Annotated in this window: 14 protein-coding genes and 1 tRNA gene; 4 read left to right on the top strand and 11 right to left on the bottom strand. The window is 61.3% G+C overall.

From position 1 onward, the window contains the following. Nucleotides 1-381 precede the first annotated feature (381 nt). The 3 genes from H5U38_08845 (at nt 382) to H5U38_08835 (ending at nt 4,973) form a co-directional block, all read left to right on the top strand. Nucleotides 382-1,869 carry an outer membrane protein transport protein gene (locus tag H5U38_08845; protein MBC7187126.1) on the top strand — a complete coding sequence of 496 codons (1,488 nt, stop codon included), beginning with the start codon at nt 382-384 and terminating at the stop codon, nt 1,867-1,869. A 90-nt stretch (nt 1,870-1,959) separates the two neighbouring features. Beyond that, a complete protein-coding gene (locus H5U38_08840) occupies nt 1,960-2,745 on the top strand; it encodes a hypothetical protein (protein MBC7187125.1) in 786 nt (261 codons plus the stop codon). Nucleotides 2,746-2,810: 65 nt separating this feature from the next. Beyond that, nucleotides 2,811-4,973 carry a TonB-dependent receptor gene (locus tag H5U38_08835; protein MBC7187124.1) on the top strand — a complete coding sequence of 721 codons (2,163 nt, stop codon included), beginning with the start codon at nt 2,811-2,813 and terminating at the stop codon, nt 4,971-4,973. 96 nt (nt 4,974-5,069) lie between these two features. Here the strand turns inward: H5U38_08835 and H5U38_08830 are convergent, their stop codons facing one another. From H5U38_08830 to H5U38_08795, 8 genes are all read right to left on the bottom strand, one after another. Next, the gene (locus H5U38_08830; GenBank protein MBC7187123.1) at nt 5,070-5,615 is read right to left on the bottom strand and encodes a D-lyxose/D-mannose family sugar isomerase; all 546 of its coding nucleotides are present in this window, start codon (nt 5,613-5,615) and stop codon (nt 5,070-5,072) included. Nucleotides 5,616-5,669: 54 nt separating this feature from the next. Then, nucleotides 5,670-6,440, bottom strand: a complete 771-nt coding sequence (locus tag H5U38_08825; protein ID MBC7187122.1) for a TIGR00159 family protein — start codon at nt 6,438-6,440, stop codon at nt 5,670-5,672. Nucleotides 6,441-6,492: 52 nt separating this feature from the next. Further along, the gene (gene folP, locus H5U38_08820) at nt 6,493-7,344 is read right to left on the bottom strand and encodes a dihydropteroate synthase (protein MBC7187121.1); all 852 of its coding nucleotides are present in this window, start codon (nt 7,342-7,344) and stop codon (nt 6,493-6,495) included. Between the two features lie 28 nt (nt 7,345-7,372). Next, nucleotides 7,373-8,899 (bottom strand): tetratricopeptide repeat protein, encoded by a 1,527-nt coding sequence (locus H5U38_08815; protein MBC7187120.1) that lies wholly within the window; start codon nt 8,897-8,899, stop codon nt 7,373-7,375. A gap of 26 nt (nt 8,900-8,925) precedes the next feature. Beyond that, a complete protein-coding gene (locus H5U38_08810) occupies nt 8,926-10,842 on the bottom strand; it encodes an ATP-dependent metallopeptidase FtsH/Yme1/Tma family protein (GenBank protein MBC7187119.1) in 1,917 nt (638 codons plus the stop codon). Nucleotides 10,843-10,996: 154 nt separating this feature from the next. Continuing rightward, nucleotides 10,997-11,551 (bottom strand): hypoxanthine phosphoribosyltransferase, encoded by a 555-nt coding sequence (gene hpt, locus H5U38_08805; protein ID MBC7187118.1) that lies wholly within the window; start codon nt 11,549-11,551, stop codon nt 10,997-10,999. After that, nucleotides 11,520-12,929, bottom strand: coding sequence for a tRNA lysidine(34) synthetase TilS (gene tilS / locus H5U38_08800; GenBank protein MBC7187117.1), 1,410 nt, complete (start codon nt 12,927-12,929; stop codon nt 11,520-11,522). The genes hpt and tilS overlap by 32 nt, the downstream gene beginning before the upstream one ends. An 88-nt stretch (nt 12,930-13,017) precedes the next feature. Next, nucleotides 13,018-13,091 (bottom strand) — tRNA-Met (locus tag H5U38_08795). 345 nt (nt 13,092-13,436) lie between these two features. Here H5U38_08795 and H5U38_08790 point away from each other — a divergent pair. Next, on the top strand, nt 13,437-15,704 hold the full coding sequence (locus tag H5U38_08790; GenBank protein ID MBC7187116.1) for a fused MFS/spermidine synthase: 2,268 nt from the start codon (nt 13,437-13,439) through the stop codon (nt 15,702-15,704). On the opposite strand, the gene amrA is transcribed toward H5U38_08790, so the two are convergent. The 3 genes from amrA to H5U38_08775 all read right to left on the bottom strand — a co-directional run. After that, nucleotides 15,701-16,285 carry an AmmeMemoRadiSam system protein A gene (amrA, locus tag H5U38_08785; protein MBC7187115.1) on the bottom strand — a complete coding sequence of 195 codons (585 nt, stop codon included), beginning with the start codon at nt 16,283-16,285 and terminating at the stop codon, nt 15,701-15,703. The genes H5U38_08790 and amrA overlap by 4 nt on opposite strands. Further along, a complete protein-coding gene (gene amrB / locus H5U38_08780) occupies nt 16,282-17,817 on the bottom strand; it encodes an AmmeMemoRadiSam system protein B (GenBank protein MBC7187114.1) in 1,536 nt (511 codons plus the stop codon). Before amrB ends, amrA begins: the two co-directional genes overlap by 4 nt. A 38-nt stretch (nt 17,818-17,855) precedes the next feature. Continuing rightward, the coding region (locus tag H5U38_08775) for a radical SAM protein (protein ID MBC7187113.1) at nt 17,856-18,222 on the bottom strand (367 nt) is incomplete at its 5' end.

The raw sequence follows: 18,222 nt of genomic DNA, 5'->3' as shown, positions 1-18,222 counted from the left end.
GAAGTCTATTATTCTCTTAAAAATAAGTCTTGACAATCTCGCAATTTTTGTTATCTTAATGCGCAGCGACGACGCGGCTGCCTGCTGGTTACCCCACACGATCTGGCGAACCGCCTCAGAACACGCCTGTCGGGTGTAGCGCGGGGGGCAACACGTCTCAGGCGGGTTGTGTGGTTGGTGGGCACTGGTACCATCAGGCTCGTGAGCCAGGCTGCATTGGCGGTGGTTTGAACCCGCTTGTGCAAAGGTGTAGTGCACTCAGCGCCGAAGGGAGGTGATGTCCGGAAACAATCGACAAACGAGGTGACCTGAGGAGAGGAGCGGCATGGTGGGTGGCGCGGTGAGAAACCAGTAGTCAGGTGAAACTGAACGGAGGAACAGATGAGAAGACCCCTTTTTGCGCTGTCATTGGCGGGTGTTTTGGCCTTAGCATCGTTCAGTGTGGTACTTGCCTCGGGGGTGGCTTTGACAGGCATCGGGGCACGAGCAACGGCCCTGGGCGGCGCCTACCGCGGGCTCTCCAATGATTGGAGTGGCATGTATTGGAACCCGGCGGGGTTGGCGCAAATCAAGGGCCTGCACTTCGGCGGCAGCTTTGAGATTGTGGCCCCGAAGGGCAAGTACCTCGCCAACCCAGCCATTGGCGCTCTGCGCACCACAGAAGTGGACAATGAGCCGCAGACCTTCTACCTCCCTGCCGCTGGATTCGTCTACGGCATGGACAAACTGGCAGTAGGTATCTCCGTGTTCGCTCCCTTTGGCCTCGGCTCAAAGTGGAACCTCCTCGAGACCAGCGGATACAATCCGTTGTACCCAGACATCGACGTAGAGGACGACCTGAAGGTCATCGATATCCACCCCTCCTTCGCTTACCAGGTAACGGAGAAGCTGTCTGTGGGTCTTGGCGCCAGCATCGTCATGAACAGCATCGAGATCCGCCAGCCCGTTTTTACCCCCAATCCGCTCAAGCTGACGCCGTTGAACCCGCTCCTGACGCAGTTGGGTCTGTTGGCCAAGCCGTTTGACCATCTGCTGACCGAGCAAAAACTGGACGGCGATGGTTGGGGGTTTGGCGGCAACATCGGCCTGCAGTACAAAGTGACCGAATGTCTCACGCTGGGGCTAGCAGGGCGCTACTACCTTGACCAACCGCTGGAGGGCAAGGTTTCCATGCTGACCTACACCGCCAAGCCCGCGGATCAACAGCTTGCAGCTCTCCAGTCACAGTTAAACGCACTCCTGGCGGGTGGTCAAATCGACCAGGACACTTATGCTAAGGTGATGGGCGTCTACTCCGGCGCCACCATTAACCCACAAACTCAGCAGCCCGCTGCAGCTCCTGTGGAGACCGAGGTTACAGCCGACCTGCCCCTGCCGTTGGAGGTAGGCATGGGCCTCACTTACACTGGCATCAACAACCTCGTGGTGAGCGCCGACGTGTCGTTTACCCAGTGGTCAGCGTGGGACAAGATCAAGGTCAACAAGAAGGCCGACGGCAAGGAATTTGGGGAGTTGGTGGAAGAGTGGAAAGATGGCGTGCGTATCAGCGCGGGCCTCGAGTACTCACTCAGTGCCTTGAAGATCCGCAGCTTCTTCTACACCGAACCGGCCGCTACGCCTGACCACACCCTAAGCCCGACCATCCCGGACATTAACCGGCGCTACGTCGGCGGCCTCGGGTTGGGCTACTGCCTGGGCTTTGGCACTGTGCATGCCAGCCTAGAGAAGATGTTCATCGGCGACCGCACCGTGGCTACCTGGGCGGAAGTAAAGGACGCCACCGGCATGGTGACGAGCTACGACAATATGGCCGGCACCTACAAGCTGGACGCGATGAACTTTATGCTGGGCATCGACATCAAATTGTAGCAGCGAGTTGAGAACTCCGGTGCCCCTTCTTCTTGAGCGATGAGGGAGGGGCACCTTTTTTTGCCTAATGCAAGCAAGGTCAGGGAAGCGATGAGACGAATCGCCATTGCTCTCGCTGCCGCCTCCTTATCTGTTCTCAGCTGTGAGATCGACAAAGGCCTGGCGCCCATAACCTCGGGTATCCGCGGCACCATCGTCTTTCGCGGCGCCTGGCCGGAGAACACCGAACAGGTTCTGGTGGTGGCATCCACGGACTTTCCCCCGAAAGGCATCAGCCAGCTCGAGATGGGCGAGCCGCTGCCCACGGGTGTCGACTCGGCCCAATACACAATCTACCTGCCCCCTGGCCTCTATCGGGCTGTTGCCATCGTGTGGAAGGAAAAGGGCTACGAGTGGAACGTCAACAATATCATCGGCGTCTACTTTGCCGGCAGCGATTCGCTGAGTCCCGGCCAGGTGGAAGTACCCAACGGGACGGTAGTGCCGGGGGTGAACATGGCGGCGGACTTTAGGCGCGCCAGGCCGCACTTTGAAAGCTCCATCAACGGCACGCTGGTCATCCATGGCGCCTGGCCTCCCCGTGCCCAGAACCTGTTCGTCGTGGCTTCGCTCTCGCCGTTGGCTTTCCCGAAGCTTCCTTCGCTCCTGGATCTCTATATCAGCGGTTCCCTCCCCATCGGCGGCGACTCGTTGCGCTATTCCATTTCTGCGCCACCGGATACCTACTGGTTCTTGGCGGCCATCCTGCTTGAGGAGGGTGCGCCCATTGGCCTGACGAGCATCAAGGGACTGCGTTTTGGCCCGGTTGTGGTGCCTGACAACAAGGCGCGCGTGGAAGGCGTCAACATTGACGTGTTCTTGAGCGGAAGCCCATAGAGAGCTGAAGAGTACAGCAGGCATGGGGCGTCAGAATGCTTTCACATCCTGACCGAGGATTGGGTATGTTCGAGAAAAACAGAACCCGTCTTACTGCCGGGGCGATATTCCTCTTGTGCGGCGTTGTCGCGCTGCCGGCCATGGCGCAGAAGTACGGCACAATCTCAGGGACGGTGGTCGCGGCGCAGAACAGGCAGCCCATACCCGGGGCCAGCGTCATGTTGGAAGGGACGCTGCTCGGTGCGGCCACTGACGCCCGCGGCACCTTCACCCTGGTACGGGTGCCCGCAGGTCAGCACACGGTGAAGGTGGCGATGATCGGCTTCGTACCCGTGCGTAAGGAGGTGGTAGTGCGCCCGGGTGAGCAAACCGAGCTCCATGTGACCTTGGAGGAGACGGTGATCGAGACCCCTTCGGTGGTGGTCACCGCCAGCAAGCGCTACCAGGAGATCGCCGATTCACCGGTGAGCGTGGCCGTGGTCAGTCAGGCGCGGCTAAGCCAGATCGCCGAAATCAATCTGGAGCAAGTGCTGCAGTATGCGCCCGGGGTCAATTTCATGGGGAGCCAGATCAACATTCGCGGCTCCTCTGGCTACAGCCACGGCGCAGGCACTCGTGTCCTCTACCTGGTCGACGGGGTTCCCATACTTCCGGGCGATAGCGGGGACATCAAGTGGGACCTCATTACGCCGGCACAGATCGACCACATCGAAATCGTGAAAGGTGCGGGTTCGGCTCTGTACGGCTCCAGCGCCATGGGAGGCGTCATCAATGTGATCACCAAAGATATCACCGTGCGCCCCACTACCCATGTGCGGCTATTGGTTGGTTTCTATGACCAGCCTGCCTATCCGGAGTGGCGCTGGACGGACAGGCTGCTCCACTTCAACGAGACGAGTATCAGCCACAGCCGTCGGTTCAATGGCTGGGAGCTCGTCTTTGCCGGGGGCCGCACGGAGTCACTCGGTTACCGGGAAAATGGAAATCTGCTCCGCTACAACATGACCGCCAAGGTGGGAAAGCGCATCTCGCCGCAAGCACACCTGGCCCTGACCACCAATTGGAACTGGGCAGACTATGGCGCCAGCTTCATGTGGCAGAGCCAGAACCGGCCGCTCGAAGCGCCCAAGGCCGCAGTGGGGGACAAAGTCAAGTCCTGGAAGGCGAACATTAATGCCGTTTACAAGCATGCGCTGAGCGAGCGTTTCGGCCTCAAGGGGCGCCTGTCGTATTTCCGCAATCGCTGGGAGAACTTTTTCCACGACAACAACGACTATTCCGAGGCGCAGAAGCTCGGTTTTGAGGTGCAGGCCGACGTGCTGCCCATCTCCGGCCACTCCGTGACCGCCGGTATTGAAGGCGCCTTCGACTATGTGCAGTCGACGATGTTCGATAACCACGATGCCTACGCCCTCGCCTGTTATCTGCAGGATGAAATCAAACTCCCCTGGCGCTTCCTTTTCACCCTCGGAGCGCGATTTGATTACAGCCACATCGACGTGGGCATCGATGACCAACAGCTCAGCCCCAAGCTCGGCCTTGTCTGGAAGGCACGCCCTGGTACCACTGTGCGCCTCTCTACCGGTCGCGGCTTCCGTGCGCCGAGTGTGGCGGAGCGCTTCACCGATGTGGTGGTCTCCGGCTTGCGGGTTGTGCCGAACCTACAGCTCAGGGCAGAGTCTGCCTGGTCCTATGAGACTGGAGTCAATCAGGAAATCAGCAAGCACTTCCTTCTCGACCTTGCCCTGTTCCACAATCAGTACCATGACCTGATCGAGCCGGAACCCGATGCCTCGGGAACAGTGCGCTTCATCAATGTCACAGAGGCGAGGATTCGCGGCATCGAGACAAGCCTCCAGGGAAGCTTATGGAAAGGACGGCTGACCCCAGCGCTCTCCTACACCCTGCTCGATCCCTGGGACATCACCGCCGACGACTACCTGGCCTACCGTGCGCGGCACCTCTTCACAGGCACCGTGACGTTCACCCAAGGTCCTCTCCGCGTTGGCGTCGATTACCGTTACGTGAGCAGATTGGAGCGGGTAAAGGTCTACCCGCGTGATCAGAGGGTGGCCCAGAAGGTGGCTGACCTGCGCTTGGGCTACAGGTTGCTTGGCAATGACATCAGCTTCGACATCGGCAACCTGTTCAACTACAACTACACCCAGGTAGAGCGTACCTTGATGCCCATCCGCCACTACACCATGACGATTTCGCGCACTTTCTGAGCTGGATAAGCCCGCCGGCACCGATAACAAAGGGAGACCTCTGTCGGAAGTCTCCCTTTTCGTCATTCGGGAATTCGCAGGGAAGTAATCGGAGCCCTATCCCTCGATCACCGGTGTCCGCTGAATCTGTGGGTCGGTGAAGATATCGGACTCATCGCGACTCTTGGTCGAAAACTCAGAGACAATTGCCCCTTTTGGGCCGGCTTGAAACCAGTGGAGGGTATTGGGCGGCAGTGTGTATTGCGCGCCTGGGGTGAGCTCGACTTCATGCCAGACGGTATACCATTGCTCGCGCCCCTTGGGCGGCTTGGCCTTGGGATGCGGAGTCGGCTCGCCGGGCACGTACAGATACACCGTTCCCCAGCGGCACCGGAAGGTCTCCTCCTTGCCAGGCTCTCCTTCAACCGGCGGGTGCCTGTGTTCAGGACAGGTCTGGTAGGGAAATAGGACCAGCTCCTTCGCACACACTCGGTCGGTGTTCACATAAACCACCAGCTCAAGTCCTGTGGTCTCCAGCTCACCCAGGCCAAAGTCGGCGATCTCGATGTTCTGCTTTTCCTGCTCGGTGAGGACGATTCTTGCCTTCTTGAGTAGCTTCAGCGCCCGCTTCCGCGCCTTCTCTGCCTGTTCGTGGGTGATCATCCGTTCCTACCTCCTCTCTGCCTGCAGACAGTGCCAATCCTTGATCTTTGGCTCTTAGCTCGGCGTGACGCGCAGGTCTTGCTCAAGTTCCTTGCGCATCGTCTGCTCATCCATTCCCCGCTTGAGAACGCCTTTGTACGCAATGGAGATCGTGCCTGTCTCCTCAGAGACCACGATCACCACCGCGTCGCTCTCCTCGCTCAATCCCACTGCCGCCCTGTGCCTCGTGCCGAGGGTCTGATCTAACTGGGGGTTGTCCGAGAGTGGCAGGATACAGCGCGCCGCCTCGATCAGCTCATTCTGGATGACAATGGCACCATCGTGCAGCGGCGAGCGTGGATTGAAGATGGAAACAATGAGCGGCACGGAGACCTCCGCTTGCAGTCGCACCCCGGTCTCCACCACCGTCTTCAGGCCTGTCTCCTTGACCATGACGATGAGGCCGCCGTAACCCCGCTTGGAGAGCTCCAGGCTGGCCTTGATCACCTCTTCGACGGTGCGCGTGCCGGCCACGCTGACAAGGTAGCGCGCCAGCCGCGTCTGGCCGATGTAGATGAGTAACCTGCGGAGCTCCGGCTGAAACACAACCACGAAGGCAACCAACCAGATGGTCTTAAGGTTCTGGAAGAGCCAGCTTAGGGCGCCCAGGTTGAAGAGGGGCGCCACTACCGAAAGGACCAGGATCACCACCAGTCCGACGGTCATCTGGGCTGCTCGCGTGCCGCGAATGAAAAAGTAGACCCGATAAAGGAGGTACGAGATGACCACGATATCCAGGATATCGAAGAGCGTGACTGGGATGAACCCAATGCGAAAGAGTACCACGACAGGATCTCCTTCGGCTTCTTACTCCTGGCGATTGCTCAGTGGTGCCCTGTTAATGGGCCGGTTCCTTGTGGGCGATGGCATCGGCCACGGCTACGACGCGGCGCATGGCCTGCACGTCGTGGACGCGCACAATGTGAGCACCATTCAGCACACAGGCGGCCACCGCAGCCGCTGTCCCTTCCAACCGCTCCTCGGGCGGCAAGCCGGTCACTGCCCCCACAAACGACTTCCGGCTGGGCCCCACGAGCAGGGGCAGTTGCAAGCATCTGAACTCCGCCAAGCGCCGAATGATCTCAAAATTATGCGCAACCGTCTTGCCGAAACCCAGCCCTGGGTCGACGATCAGGCACGAGCGCGGAATACCGTGTGCCGTACACGCCGATGCCCTCTCCTGCAAGAAGGCGATGATGTCCGCCACGACATCTTGGTATCTGGGATCAAGCTGCATGGTGCGAGGTTCGCCCTGCATGTGCATGAGCACGGCAGCAGCACCAAAGCGCCGCACGACCTCCACCATGTCCGGGTCGGCGCGCAGGGCGCTGATGTCGTTGACCATGGCTGCCCCCGCGGCAAGCGCCTCCTCGGCGACGCACGCCTTGTACGTGTCCACCGAGATGGGCACGGTGACCCGGCGCGCTAAGCGCTCGATGACCGGCACCACGCGCCGCATCTCTTCTTCAGCGGGTACCGGCTCAGCGCCAGGCCGTGTGGATTCGCCGCCTACATCGATGATATCGGCCCCTTGTTGGCACAGCTCCACGGCGTGTTCGACTGCGAGGTCGGGGTCGAAGTACTTCCCGCCGTCGGAGAAGCTATCCGGGGTGACGTTGACGATGCCCATGATGAGCGTCCGTCGGGACAAGTCGAGCACCCTGCCGCGACAGGTCAACTGGAAAGCCATTTCCTTTTGCGCCAACCCGTTTCCCACTTCAGTGCGTGAGTTGGAAAATGTTCTCCCGCGCGATTTCTGCCAGCCGGTCCTGTGCATCGCGTTTGCGCCGCACTCTCTCCTGGAGGTACGGCAGAGCTTTCTCGGGCTGTCCGAGGCGCCGCGCGATCAGTCCGAGGTACAGGTACGAGTCAAGGTGGTCACCCACGGCAACGGCGCGCTCAAACAACGGTCGCGCACCCTCATAGTCTTCGGTCATATAGCGAGCTACCCCAAGGGCAAAGAGCACTTCCGGGTCGTCGGGCGCCAGACTGGCCGCCTTTTCCAAACAGGCGAACCCGGCCTCGTTCTGTTCCCATGTGATCAACATCCTCCCCTTCGCCAGCAGGCCAGGGATAGACGAGGGATTCATGCGCAGGACATCGTCCACCGCCTGCAGCGCTTCTGCCCGTCGCCCCAACTGCTGGAGATAGGCGACTAGGCCCAAGCGCGCGCTCACCGAGCAGGGGTCGTACCAGACAGCCCGCCGGTAGAGTTGCTCTTCGTCCTCGAAACCAAGGTCCCGGTACCGAGAACGGTGCAGGCGCGTGAGAAGCACCAGCGCATGGCTAGCGGTGGGGTCCAGGGCCAAGGCCTTGCGCAGACGGATCTCGGCCCGGTCCCATTCCTCCTCGAGAATGTGGCACTCGGCAAGCAGAAGATGCGCATCCGCCAGGGTTGAGTCGCGCTGCACAAGTTCCTCCGCAGTGGTGATGGCATGGTAGAGGGGCTCGCGCCACGCTCTGCCCAGGTTGCGCAGCTCCTTGGCCTCCTGCAGGTAGGACTGGCCCACCAGGAGCCAGTGCAAAGGTGCATGGGCGCTGCCAAGAACCCTGCGCGCCTCCTCGAACTTTGCTGCACGGATCAAAATGTCGGCGTGCGCCGCCTGCACGTCCCAGTAGACTTCCCTTCCACCGGCACGCGACGGCTCGACGCCCAGTTTGCGGCTCAGCCAGGCTTGGGCATCCTTAGCCAATCGCGCGAGCTCGCTTGCAGAGGCCGGCAACGTGGTGTCCGACCACATGCCTTGGCGCCACAAGCGGCCGTTCCACACCAACGCCTCGCCCTGCTGGAGGAGCTCGCCGGAAACGGCAGCATCCAGCCCGCTCCGCGCACAGAATCTGGCCACGTAGGTTCGGTCAGCTACACTGTCGGCCTGCACCGCCTCCAGCACGGACTCGAAACTCCCCACGTAGTAGTTGCCACTCAGCGCTCGCAGGTTTCGGCAAAGGGTGCGGCTCAGCGCCCATGCCTGCGGAGACTCCTTCCCCGGTGAAAAAGGGAGCACCACCGCGTAAGGCCGCCGCTCCGGCCCACGAAGGCGGACCAACACCACCGCCTCTGCGACCACGCTCAACAGGGCCACAACCAACAGGAGGCGCGCCAGCATCCGACGATTCAATACTGTGGCAAAACTGGAGAGCAGCGCAAGGACGACGATCAGGAAAACCGAAACGACGGCAATGAGCAGCGGCAGACGCGAGGGAGGCAGCAGCCACAAGCGCAGGAACAAGACGACATGTGCCATGGGTTCGATCAGTACGTCCTTGCGGCTCAGCGGGATGCAGCTGCCGGCGCCTTGTCGCCCTTCTTGGCCGCGGCCGGCGCTCCGCGCTGCGTCCGCCTGTTCTTCGATGGCGCAAGAGCCTGGCCGGCCAAGATACGGTCGATCTCCTCGCCGTCGAGGATCTCGCGTTCCAGAAGAGCGTTGGCCAGAGCGTGGAGCTTGTCGATATTTTCCGCCAGGAGCTTCTCCACGTCTTCCGCTGCCGAAAGCACAAATCGCTTCACTTCTTCGTCGATGAGTTGGGCGGTCTTTTCGCTGTAGTCACGGTGTTGCGCGATCTCGCGCCCGAGAAAGATCTCTTCTCCCTTCTTGCCGAAAGTGACCGGCCCCAAGCGGTCGCTCATGCCCCACTCGCAGACCATTTTGCGCGCCAGTTCGGTCGCCCGTTCGATGTCGTTGCCGGCCCCGGTGGTGAGCTGCTTGAGGACCAGCTTCTCCGCAGCGCGCCCGCCGAGCAGGTGGCGCATCATGATGAGGCAGTACTCTTTGGAATAATTGTGTTTCTCGTCGATGGGCAGCGTGGTAGTGGCGCCCAGCGCCCGCCCGCGCGGAATAATAGTCACCTTGTGCACGGGGTCCGAACCAGGGATGAGCTTGGCCACCAGGGCGTGCCCTGCCTCGTGGTAAGCGGTGCTGCGTCGCTCCTCTTCGCTGATGAGCAAGCTCTTGCGCTCGGCACCCATCATCACCTTGTCCTTGGCCTCTTCAAAGTCCTCCATGGTGACGTGGGTCTTGTTCTTCCGCGCGGCAAGCAGCGCCGCCTCGTTCACCATGTTGGCCAGGTCAGCGCCGGAAAAGCCTGGCGTTCCTTTCGCCAGAATGGAGAGGTCCACGTCCCTGCCCAGCGGGATCTTCTTGGTGTGCACCCGCAAGATCCCTTCGCGCCCGCGCACGTCGGGCCGATCCACCACGATCTGGCGGTCAAATCTCCCGGGTCGCAGCAGGGCCTGGTCCAACACGTCGGGACGATTGGTGGCGGCGATGACGATGACGCCCTCGTTGGAGTCGAAACCATCCATCTCCACTAAGAGCTGGTTCAGTGTCTGCTCCCGTTCATCGTGGCCACCCCCCAAGCCGGCGCCCCGCTGTCTGCCTACGGCATCGATCTCGTCGATGAAGATAATGCACGGCGCGTTACGCTTGCCTTGCTCAAAAAGGTCGCGTACGCGCGAGGCGCCCACGCCCACGAACATCTCCACAAAATCAGCACCGGACATGCTGAAGAAGGGGACTCCTGCCTCGCCGGCCACCGCCTTGGCAAGCAGCGTCTTGCCTGTTCCAGGCGGCCCAAGGAGCAACGCACCCTTGGGAATCTTGCCACCAAGGCGCTGGAATTTTTCCGGCTCCTTGAGGAACTCGATGATTTCGCGCAGTTCTTCCTTTGCCTCATCGGCACCTGCCACATCGTCGAAGGTCACCTTGGGGCGATTCTCGGTCAGCAACTTCGCCCGCGACTTGCCGAAGGAGAAGATCCCCTTTGTCCCCACACCTTGCATGCGGCGCAGGAAGAAGAGCCAGACGGCGATAATCAACAACCACGGGCCATAGCCGAGAAGATACTGCCAGACGCTGATCGCCTTTTCCGTGAAGCGGATCTCGCCGATGCCGAATTCCTCCCGCCAGCGCTGCACCTCCTCGGGAGAAGGTTCAGCAGGCAGGGTGACACGAAACTTGGTGTAGTAGCCCTGACCGCCTGCCTTCGGGATGGGTTGAGGCTCGCGCAGCTCGCCGTGCAGCTCCTTGCCCTGCACCATCACTTTCTGCACCTGACGCGCCGTGAGGAGCTCAACAAAGTGGGGCGCGTATTGCAGCTCTTGTTCGCCCCGGTTGCGGATAGTGAGCCGCTGCGATATGTACAGGGAAACCGTGATGATAATCAGCCACAAGAAGAGAGTGCGCCCCATACGCCCCCACTGGAAGTTCTCTTCCTTGCGCGGCCCCCCCTTGTCCGGGCCCTTGCCGTCAGGACGGCGACCGTCGCGATCGCCGCCTGTTCGCCGCAATGGGGCGTGATTCAGCTCTCTGTCCTTCATAATGTCAAACCTTCCTGGAGGTGGATCACTCCTTCTTGACGTAAATACCGCCAAGGTTGCGCAGCAGCTGAGCCTGGTCAAGGCCGTAGCCGACCACGAATTCGTTCGGGATGCGGAAGCCAACGTAGTCCACCTCATAAGGGACCTTGGCAGCACCTTCCTTGAGAAGTAGCGCAACATACTTGACCGACTTGGGCTTGAAGCGCTGCAACCGCCGGTGTAGGAACTGAATGGAGAGCCCGGAGTCGACAATGTCCTCGACGACGACCACATCGCGACCCTCGATCTGGCAGTCGACGTCTTTCAGCAGCTTCACCCAGCCGGAGGTCATGGTCTCGTCGCCATAGCTGGAGATCTTCATGAAGTCGACCTCGCAGTCAATCTCCAGCTCTCTGATTAGGTCGGCCATGAAGATGAAGCCACCATTCAGCACGCCGATAAACACCGGAACGCGGCCACGATAGTCTCGGGACAGCTCCTTGGCCAATTCTTTGATGCGCCGCTGGATGCGACGCGGGCTCAACATCAGCCGATAGCCCTCACACGCCTCAGCCTTCTGCTTCTCGCTCTTTGCTGGCATAGCCGCCTTGGAATTCCAGTTTCAGTACCTGTTTCGTCTTGTCGGTGACGCGAAACCGCTCATCAAGGCGCAACCCACACACCCAGATGATACCCTTGTCACATTCCAGCAGCGGAACGAGATGGCGGCGATGATGGGGCACCTTGGCGTCGATGAAAAAGTCCGACAGTTTCTTACTCTCCTGCATCCCCAGGGGGAAGAAGCGGTCGCCGCGCTGCCACGAGCGCAACCGCAGTGGGCCCCTGACTTCACCGGCGTCGACGAACTCCAGGACGGGGGACGTGCCGCGCAGCGCCTGGAACTCTTCCCACGCTGCTGGCGAACACTTGAAGACAAATCCGCGCGCTGGGTCAACTACCTCTCGGCCGATGTGCACTGGCAATGAGAAGGGCCCTTGCGCGCTCGGGCCGATCACCAAGTAGCGACCGGAGACGGCAGCCTCTATCCCATGCCCCAGGCTGACCCTCGTTCCCGGCCGTCTCTGCCTCACCAGGCGCAGCACGCGTTCCAGCGTCCGGCTGTCGAGCTGGGAGCGCCCACCACCCATCCGCTCCACTACTTCCATCAACACATACTTTTGCGTCACTGAAAGATAGCGCAAAAACTCAGCAATATCAAGAACAATTTTTCCCCCCTCCTCTCGGCTGTCTCTGGTCAGCTGTTGGGCGGCGATGATGCGCAAACCTTGGTCCGCTTCCTGGAACGCCTGGCAGGCGCGGCTGAGCGCCTCCACGACGCGCGGGTTGTAGTGGGTAGCAAGGAGGGGCAGCAGCTCGTGACGAAGTCGGTTCCTGCGGATCCGGAGGTCAGTATTGGAACTATCTTCGCAGAAGGGCAGCTGGTGTTGAGTGGCGTATTCGGTCAGCTCGCCGCGCGTGAACCCAAGGAGCGGGCGCACAAAGATCTCCCGTTGCCACCACATGCCGCCCAATCCGGCGAGTCCGGCTCCGCGCAGGAGATGGTCGAGGAAAGTCTCCGCCTGGTCATTGGCATGGTGGCCCAGCGCCACGCGATGGGCGCGCAGTTGCTGGGCCGCCCGGCGCAGAAAATCATAGCGCACCTCGCGTGCTGCCGCCTCACGCGACAGGTGGCGCTGCCGTGCGTAGCTGGCGACATCTGCGCGCTCAATCACCACGGGGAGGCCGTAGTCGCCAGCGCGTGCGCTCACGAAGCTCTGATCGCGGTCGGCTTCTTTGCCGCGCAGACCATGGTTGAGGTGCGCCACGACCAGCTGCAGCCGCCAGGGCTCTCGAATACGCGCGAAGAGGTCCAGCAGCACCATCGAATCGACACCACCGGAAACTGCTACCACAACCGTCTGGCCCGGGGCGACGAGCTGCTGTTCCTGCAGGCACTTTTCAAAGCGCGCGAGGAGCATGGTCTTCTGCAAACAAAAAGACCTTTCGCGAAGGAAAGGTCGTAAGCCTGTGGAACCGTGTGTCTCTTTTGGGTGTCGTTGCCATCAGTAGCGGTGCAGGGATTCGAACCCCGGACCCGCGGATTATGATTCCGCTGCTCTAGCCAGCTGAGCTACACCGCCAACGCGTTCACAAATTTACAAGATTTTGCCCGAAAATCAAGTTGTTTTTGTCCGAACGCCACGTCTCGTCTTGCCTTTTCCTTGACTCGCGCAGCCTGGCAGATCTTGCGGCTTGCCAAGCAATGCCGCCAGGCGAACTGCAGGCGGTGACAGCCACCGAGAACAATGGCCAGCGCCGATGTGGCAGGCTTCACGGCGCACGCGCCACTCCTGGCTTGCGATCCTGGGAGCTGCGGCCTGCCGTCAAAGCTGGGCAGGACGAGGCAGTTCAGGTTTTCCCCTTGCAATTGGCTCCGCTATTGCCTAATTTTACGCCAGCCAAAGGATTGACGCGAGAGATCGACCATGAGATTCCGGCTGGGCTTTGCCGTCCTGGTCATGGGAGCCACGGCTACCGTGGCGCAAGTGGTGGCGATGCGCGAGCTGGTAGTGGTGTTCTACGGCAACGAATTGTTGCTCGGTCTGCTTCTGGCCAGCTGGTTGCTCTGCACCGCAGCGGGCAGCGCCGTGGCGGGCTGGGTAGGACGCCATCTGACCGGGGCAAAATCCGTCTTTGCGCTATTGCAGGCACTGACAGTGCTCGTGCTAGCAGCCACCATCCTTGCCGCGCGGGCGAGTATGGTCGCATGGGGAAAGAGCCAAGGCCAGGTGGTAGGTTTGCTGCCGATGCTGTTGACCCCTCCTGCAGTCATCGGCCCGGTGTGTGTGGTCCTCGGCTTTCTCTACACCTTGGGCTGCAAGGCATTCGCTGCGCACGGCCTCGGCGATTCCATCGCCATAGGTCGTGTCTACGTACTCGAGTCGATCGGCGCCACTGTCGGCGGCTTGGCGGCCAGCTTCCTCCTCATTCGCTACTTGCACGCCCTGCAGATAGCTACACTGCTGGGAAGCATCAATCTCTTTAGCGCGTGGCTCCTTTTCTTTTGGCCGAAAAAGAGAGCCCGCCTGCCTGCGGGCATCGCCGTTCTTGGCGGAATCGTCGCCTTGGCGGCAACCGCCACGCCGCTCCATCGCTTGGGCAATGTTCTTTTCTGGCGCGACTACCGCTTGCTGCACAGCGAGAACACGCCTTACGCCAATGTCGCGGTCGTCAAGGCCGATGAAAGCGTAAGCTTCTTCGAGAATGGGCTCATCTCTTTCACGTACCCGGACCCTGAAGCCGCCGAGAATTTGGTGCAGCTGGCACTCCTCCAGCACCCGCGCCCAGAGAGGGTTCTCCTGGTAGGCGGCGGCCTCGGCGGTGGCCTGCAGGAGGTGCTGAAGACTCCTTCGGTGGCCCACATCGACTATGTGGAGCTTGACCCGCGCCTCATCACCCTGGCGCGAGCGTACCTTCCTGCCGAGGCGGTCAGGGCGCTGGAGGACCCCCGGGTGCGCGTGCACCACGTCGACGGCAGGCTGTACGTGCAGAGGGCCACCCGTCGCTACGACGTGGTCATCATTGGCTTGCCCGAACCGCGCACCACGATGGTGAACCGTTTCTTCACCCGTGAATTCTTCATGCGCGTGCGGGAGATCCTTAACCCTGGCGGGGTGGTCTCATTTGCCGTCAGTTCCTCCGAAAACGTCATCGGCGAGGAGTTGGCGCGCTTCCTCTCCTGCCTGCGGAACACCCTCGCTTCTGTGTTCCCAGAGGTGGTGCTCTTTCCCGGCGCGACGGCGCACTTTTTTGCCAGCACCCCGCCTACCGAACTGACCACCGACGCCGCACTTCTCCTCCAACGCTTGCATGACCGGGGCATAACGACCCAATTCGTCCGCGAGTACTACCTGCCCTTTCGCCTAGCCGCACCGCGCGTGAGCTATCTCGACCAAATACTCGAGCGACACAGAGATGAACGCCTCAACACCGACTTTGCGCCGGTCGCTTATTACTTTGACCTGATTCTGTGGAGCAGACAGGTCAGCCCGGTAACGGTACGTCTGTTCGATGCCATTGCCCACGCAGGCTCCTGGGTGATCTGGCTGCCGCTGGTGATTGTGGTCCTCTTCTTCGCGCTGGCGGCGCGCATCCGCTCGTGGCAGCCAAGGGTGCGACGCTGGGCTGTGGGGTGGGCAGTGCTCTGCGCCGGCTTCTCAGGGATTGCCTTGGAGGTGGCTTGCATTGTGGCGTTTCAGGCCATCTACGGCTACGTCTACTACCGGGTGTCGCTGTTGGTGACGGCCTTCATGGCGGGATTGGCCCTGGGTGGGATGTTGGGCACTCGTGTGGTGCGGCGCGGCTCAGGCATCGCAGCCAGGTTCAAGGTAGTCGTGGGGACCTTGGTGCTGCTCCCGTTGGCGACTCTGGCAGTGATGCATCTCCTGCCGGAGGCTTCTGCCCGGATCGGATCTGTGACGCAGTTTGTGCTCCCCCTGCTCCTCCTGGCAACAGGAGCACTAGGCGGCTTCCAGTTCCCTTTGGCCAATGACCTCTTTGCCAAAGCTGGAACGCGCGTGGAAGGCACTGCCGGCACCATGTACGCCCTCGACCTGCTGGGCGCCAGTGTGGGCGCCTTGGTGGCGGCAGCGATCGCCATTCCGGTGCTCGGCCTGCCGCTTACCACCGTCAGTCTGGCTTTCCTCAACCTGAGCGCCTTGGTGGCCGTCGCCCTGAGCCTGAGGAGGCGTTAGTCCTCCCTCTCCTTTTCCCCAAAGACCTGCGCCGAGAATACTTTGATGGACGTGCCCTTCTGTTTGTAGGCATCGGCAGGCAGGCCCGCCTTCAAGCAGGTGTGACGCAAGAACGTCGTGCGGTCCCAGTGGTATTCCGTTGCCACCTGGGGAAGCAGCAGCCCCTTGCGAATTCCCTGCTGAACAATCAGACCGTGTTCCCCGACCTTTATCTCCTCGAGGTCGTTGATCTCGCGCGTGGGCGAGAGCACGGAAATCTCGATATCTACTTCTGGCAGTTCGTCCTCGGTGAGCGGGGCAAAGCGCGGGTCTTCAAAGGCTGCTGCTTGGGCCATCTCCGCCACCGCAAGGTAAAGGGGACTCACCGGCTCGATGTAGCCAATGCAGCCCCGCAAGGCCCCGCGCTTGTGCAGGGTCACAAAGGCTCCTTGCTTCTGCTGCAGTCGTTCAGAGACTGGCCCAAAATCTGGGAGCGGCTCGCCCTTGAGCCGGCGCTCGATGGCAACGCGGGCAATCTGCAGGAGCTGTTGCTTCTCCTGCTCGGTGAGCTCCCCCGGCTGGTCTTCCTTTGCGCGACTCATTTGCCCTCCTCGAAGACCTGGGTCTCGTACAGATAGAAAACGGCTCCCTCCTTCCAGGCATCGGGCGGCAGGCCGGCCTTCTGGCAGAGGCTGCGCAGTTCCTCCTCCTTAGTCTTCCACCCTGCCTCGAGTGGAACCTCCGGCAGGTAGGTAGCCCCGCGGCCATCCTTGTACATGATGATGCCGTGCTTGCCCATCACAAAGTGGTCGAGATTGTCGATCTGATAGACGTTCGTCAGGTAGACGGACACTTTGATTTTGATCTCGCCCAGCTCGTTCTTGCGCAACGGGGGAAAGCGCGGGTCCTGGAACGCCGAGGCGACCGCCATCTGCGGGACGAGCTTGTACAGGGGCACGTCGCTTTCGTGATGGCCGATGCATCCGCGCAGCTCGCCCCTTTTGGTGATGGTCACGAACACGCCGCGCCGCTCCTTCATCACCTCGTGGGTGGGGCTGAATTCCGGAATCGTGCCGTGTTCCAGGTAGTGGGCAATGCTCTGGCGGGCCATGCGCAGCAGTTCCTGCTGCACCTCCTCGCTCAGCGGGGCAAACTCCACTCGGCCCGGTATTGCCGCTTTGCCTCCTGCCTTCTTCTGCTGCCTTGGCGACCCGAATACCACCGCGGCGCCATAGCCCACCACGTAGCCGGTCTTCTGTCCTGTGACGTCGCCGCTGGTGGTGTGGGCGAGGACTCTTGCCTGCGTCGCTCCGAGGAGCTGGGCGGCGTGCTGCATGGCTGCAATGGGGCCGGTGCCGCAGGCCGCGAACTTCCCTGCGCGCGCCCCCTTGCAGAAAGCCTGGGGATCCATGCTCTCCACCTGGGCCAACGTCTGCGCATCACTGGCGTTGCAGGCCGCGTAGGACTCGCCGTGGTAGAGGTCGGAGCTGGCGACGATGAGGACCTTGCGACCGGCGGCTGCGCTCGCGATGGCCGCGCCCAAGCGCCGGCAGGTCTCCCACGAGTCATCGAGCATGGCGATGGGCACGATCTTGATGCCCGGCAAGGCCACCTGCAGGAAGGGTACCTGCGCCTCGATGGAGTGTTCAGCCCCACGGTGTCCTGCCTCGCCGAGCGAGATCAACGGATCTGCTTTGGCAATGGCTGCGGCCAGCTCCTTGTCGACCGCAGCAACCCCAAGCGGGGTGCGGTAGCCCTCCCCGTTGAACACAGACACGCCCGAGAAGAACTCGCGATGGCTGGGGCCGAGAATGACCACCGCATCGTACTTGCGACCGCGCACCTGGCGGTAGGAAACAGCGGCAGTTGGCCCCGAATACTCGTAGCCGGCATGGGGCGCCAGCAGGCCGTAAATTTCGCCTTCCACGCCGGCGTCGGGTGCCTGGTCGAGCCATTTCTCGATGGTCGTCCTCAGGGTAGTTGGGTTGTCCGAATACCAGGCGCCTGCCACTGCAGGCGGCCGCACTTGGGCGGCGACGTTACTAAGAAGCAAGAGTGCCCACACGCCGACCACGGTCACGACGCAGAAGCCCCACCATGCGGGGCTGCATAGCCCAGGGGAGCCTTTCCTCATCCGTGTTCTCCTAACATTCCCTCGATCTGACATCGTGCTCACCTCCACACGCCGGCAATCTGCCCGCCGCAGCTACCGCACCGGTCGCCCTTCAGATTGTTCTCGCGAATAGTGTAGCCTACCCGTCGAATCACCACCTTGCCACAGTGGGGGCAGAAGGTGTTCTCCCCCTCCTCTCCGGGAACATTGCCCACGTAGACATAGTGCAGCCCCTGCTTGAGGCCGATCTCCCTGGCCCTGCGCAGGGTGCTCACTGGCGTGGGTGGCAGGTTCCTGAGCCTGTACTCAGGATGAAAGCGCGTAAAGTGCACGGGTGTCTCTTTGCCCAAGTCGCTTGCCACCCACTGGCACATCTCCCGGATCTCGCCTTCGTCATCATTCTTGGTGGGGATAACCAGGTAGACA

It is taken from the genome of Calditrichota bacterium (assembly GCA_014359355.1).
In the GTDB taxonomy this organism is placed as follows: domain Bacteria; phylum Zhuqueibacterota; class Zhuqueibacteria; order JANLFK01; family Oleimicrobiaceae; genus Oleimicrobium.
The sequence above is the reverse complement of the archived record's forward strand: the minus strand, read 5'-3'. Positions and strand labels throughout refer to the sequence as shown.

Bases quoted from the DNA above. Each gene is read 5' to 3' on its own strand.
- H5U38_08845 (MBC7187126.1), top strand. From the start codon at position 382: ATGAGAAGACCCCTTTTTGCGCTGTCATTGGCGGGTGTTTTGGCCTTA.
- H5U38_08840 (MBC7187125.1), top strand. From the start codon at position 1,960: ATGAGACGAATCGCCATTGCTCTCGCTGCCGCCTCCTTATCTGTTCTC.
- H5U38_08835 (MBC7187124.1), top strand. From the start codon at position 2,811: ATGTTCGAGAAAAACAGAACCCGTCTTACTGCCGGGGCGATATTCCTC.
- H5U38_08830 (MBC7187123.1), bottom strand. From the start codon at position 5,615: ATGATCACCCACGAACAGGCAGAGAAGGCGCGGAAGCGGGCGCTGAAG.
- folP (MBC7187121.1), bottom strand. From the start codon at position 7,344: ATGGCTTTCCAGTTGACCTGTCGCGGCAGGGTGCTCGACTTGTCCCGA.
- H5U38_08815 (MBC7187120.1), bottom strand. From the start codon at position 8,899: ATGGCACATGTCGTCTTGTTCCTGCGCTTGTGGCTGCTGCCTCCCTCG.
- H5U38_08810 (MBC7187119.1), bottom strand. From the start codon at position 10,842: ATGGGGCGCACTCTCTTCTTGTGGCTGATTATCATCACGGTTTCCCTG.
- hpt (MBC7187118.1), bottom strand. From the start codon at position 11,551: ATGCCAGCAAAGAGCGAGAAGCAGAAGGCTGAGGCGTGTGAGGGCTAT.
- tilS (MBC7187117.1), bottom strand. From the start codon at position 12,929: ATGCTCCTCGCGCGCTTTGAAAAGTGCCTGCAGGAACAGCAGCTCGTC.
- H5U38_08790 (MBC7187116.1), top strand. From the start codon at position 13,437: ATGAGATTCCGGCTGGGCTTTGCCGTCCTGGTCATGGGAGCCACGGCT.
- amrA (MBC7187115.1), bottom strand. From the start codon at position 16,285: ATGAGTCGCGCAAAGGAAGACCAGCCGGGGGAGCTCACCGAGCAGGAG.
- amrB (MBC7187114.1), bottom strand. From the start codon at position 17,817: ATGAGGAAAGGCTCCCCTGGGCTATGCAGCCCCGCATGGTGGGGCTTC.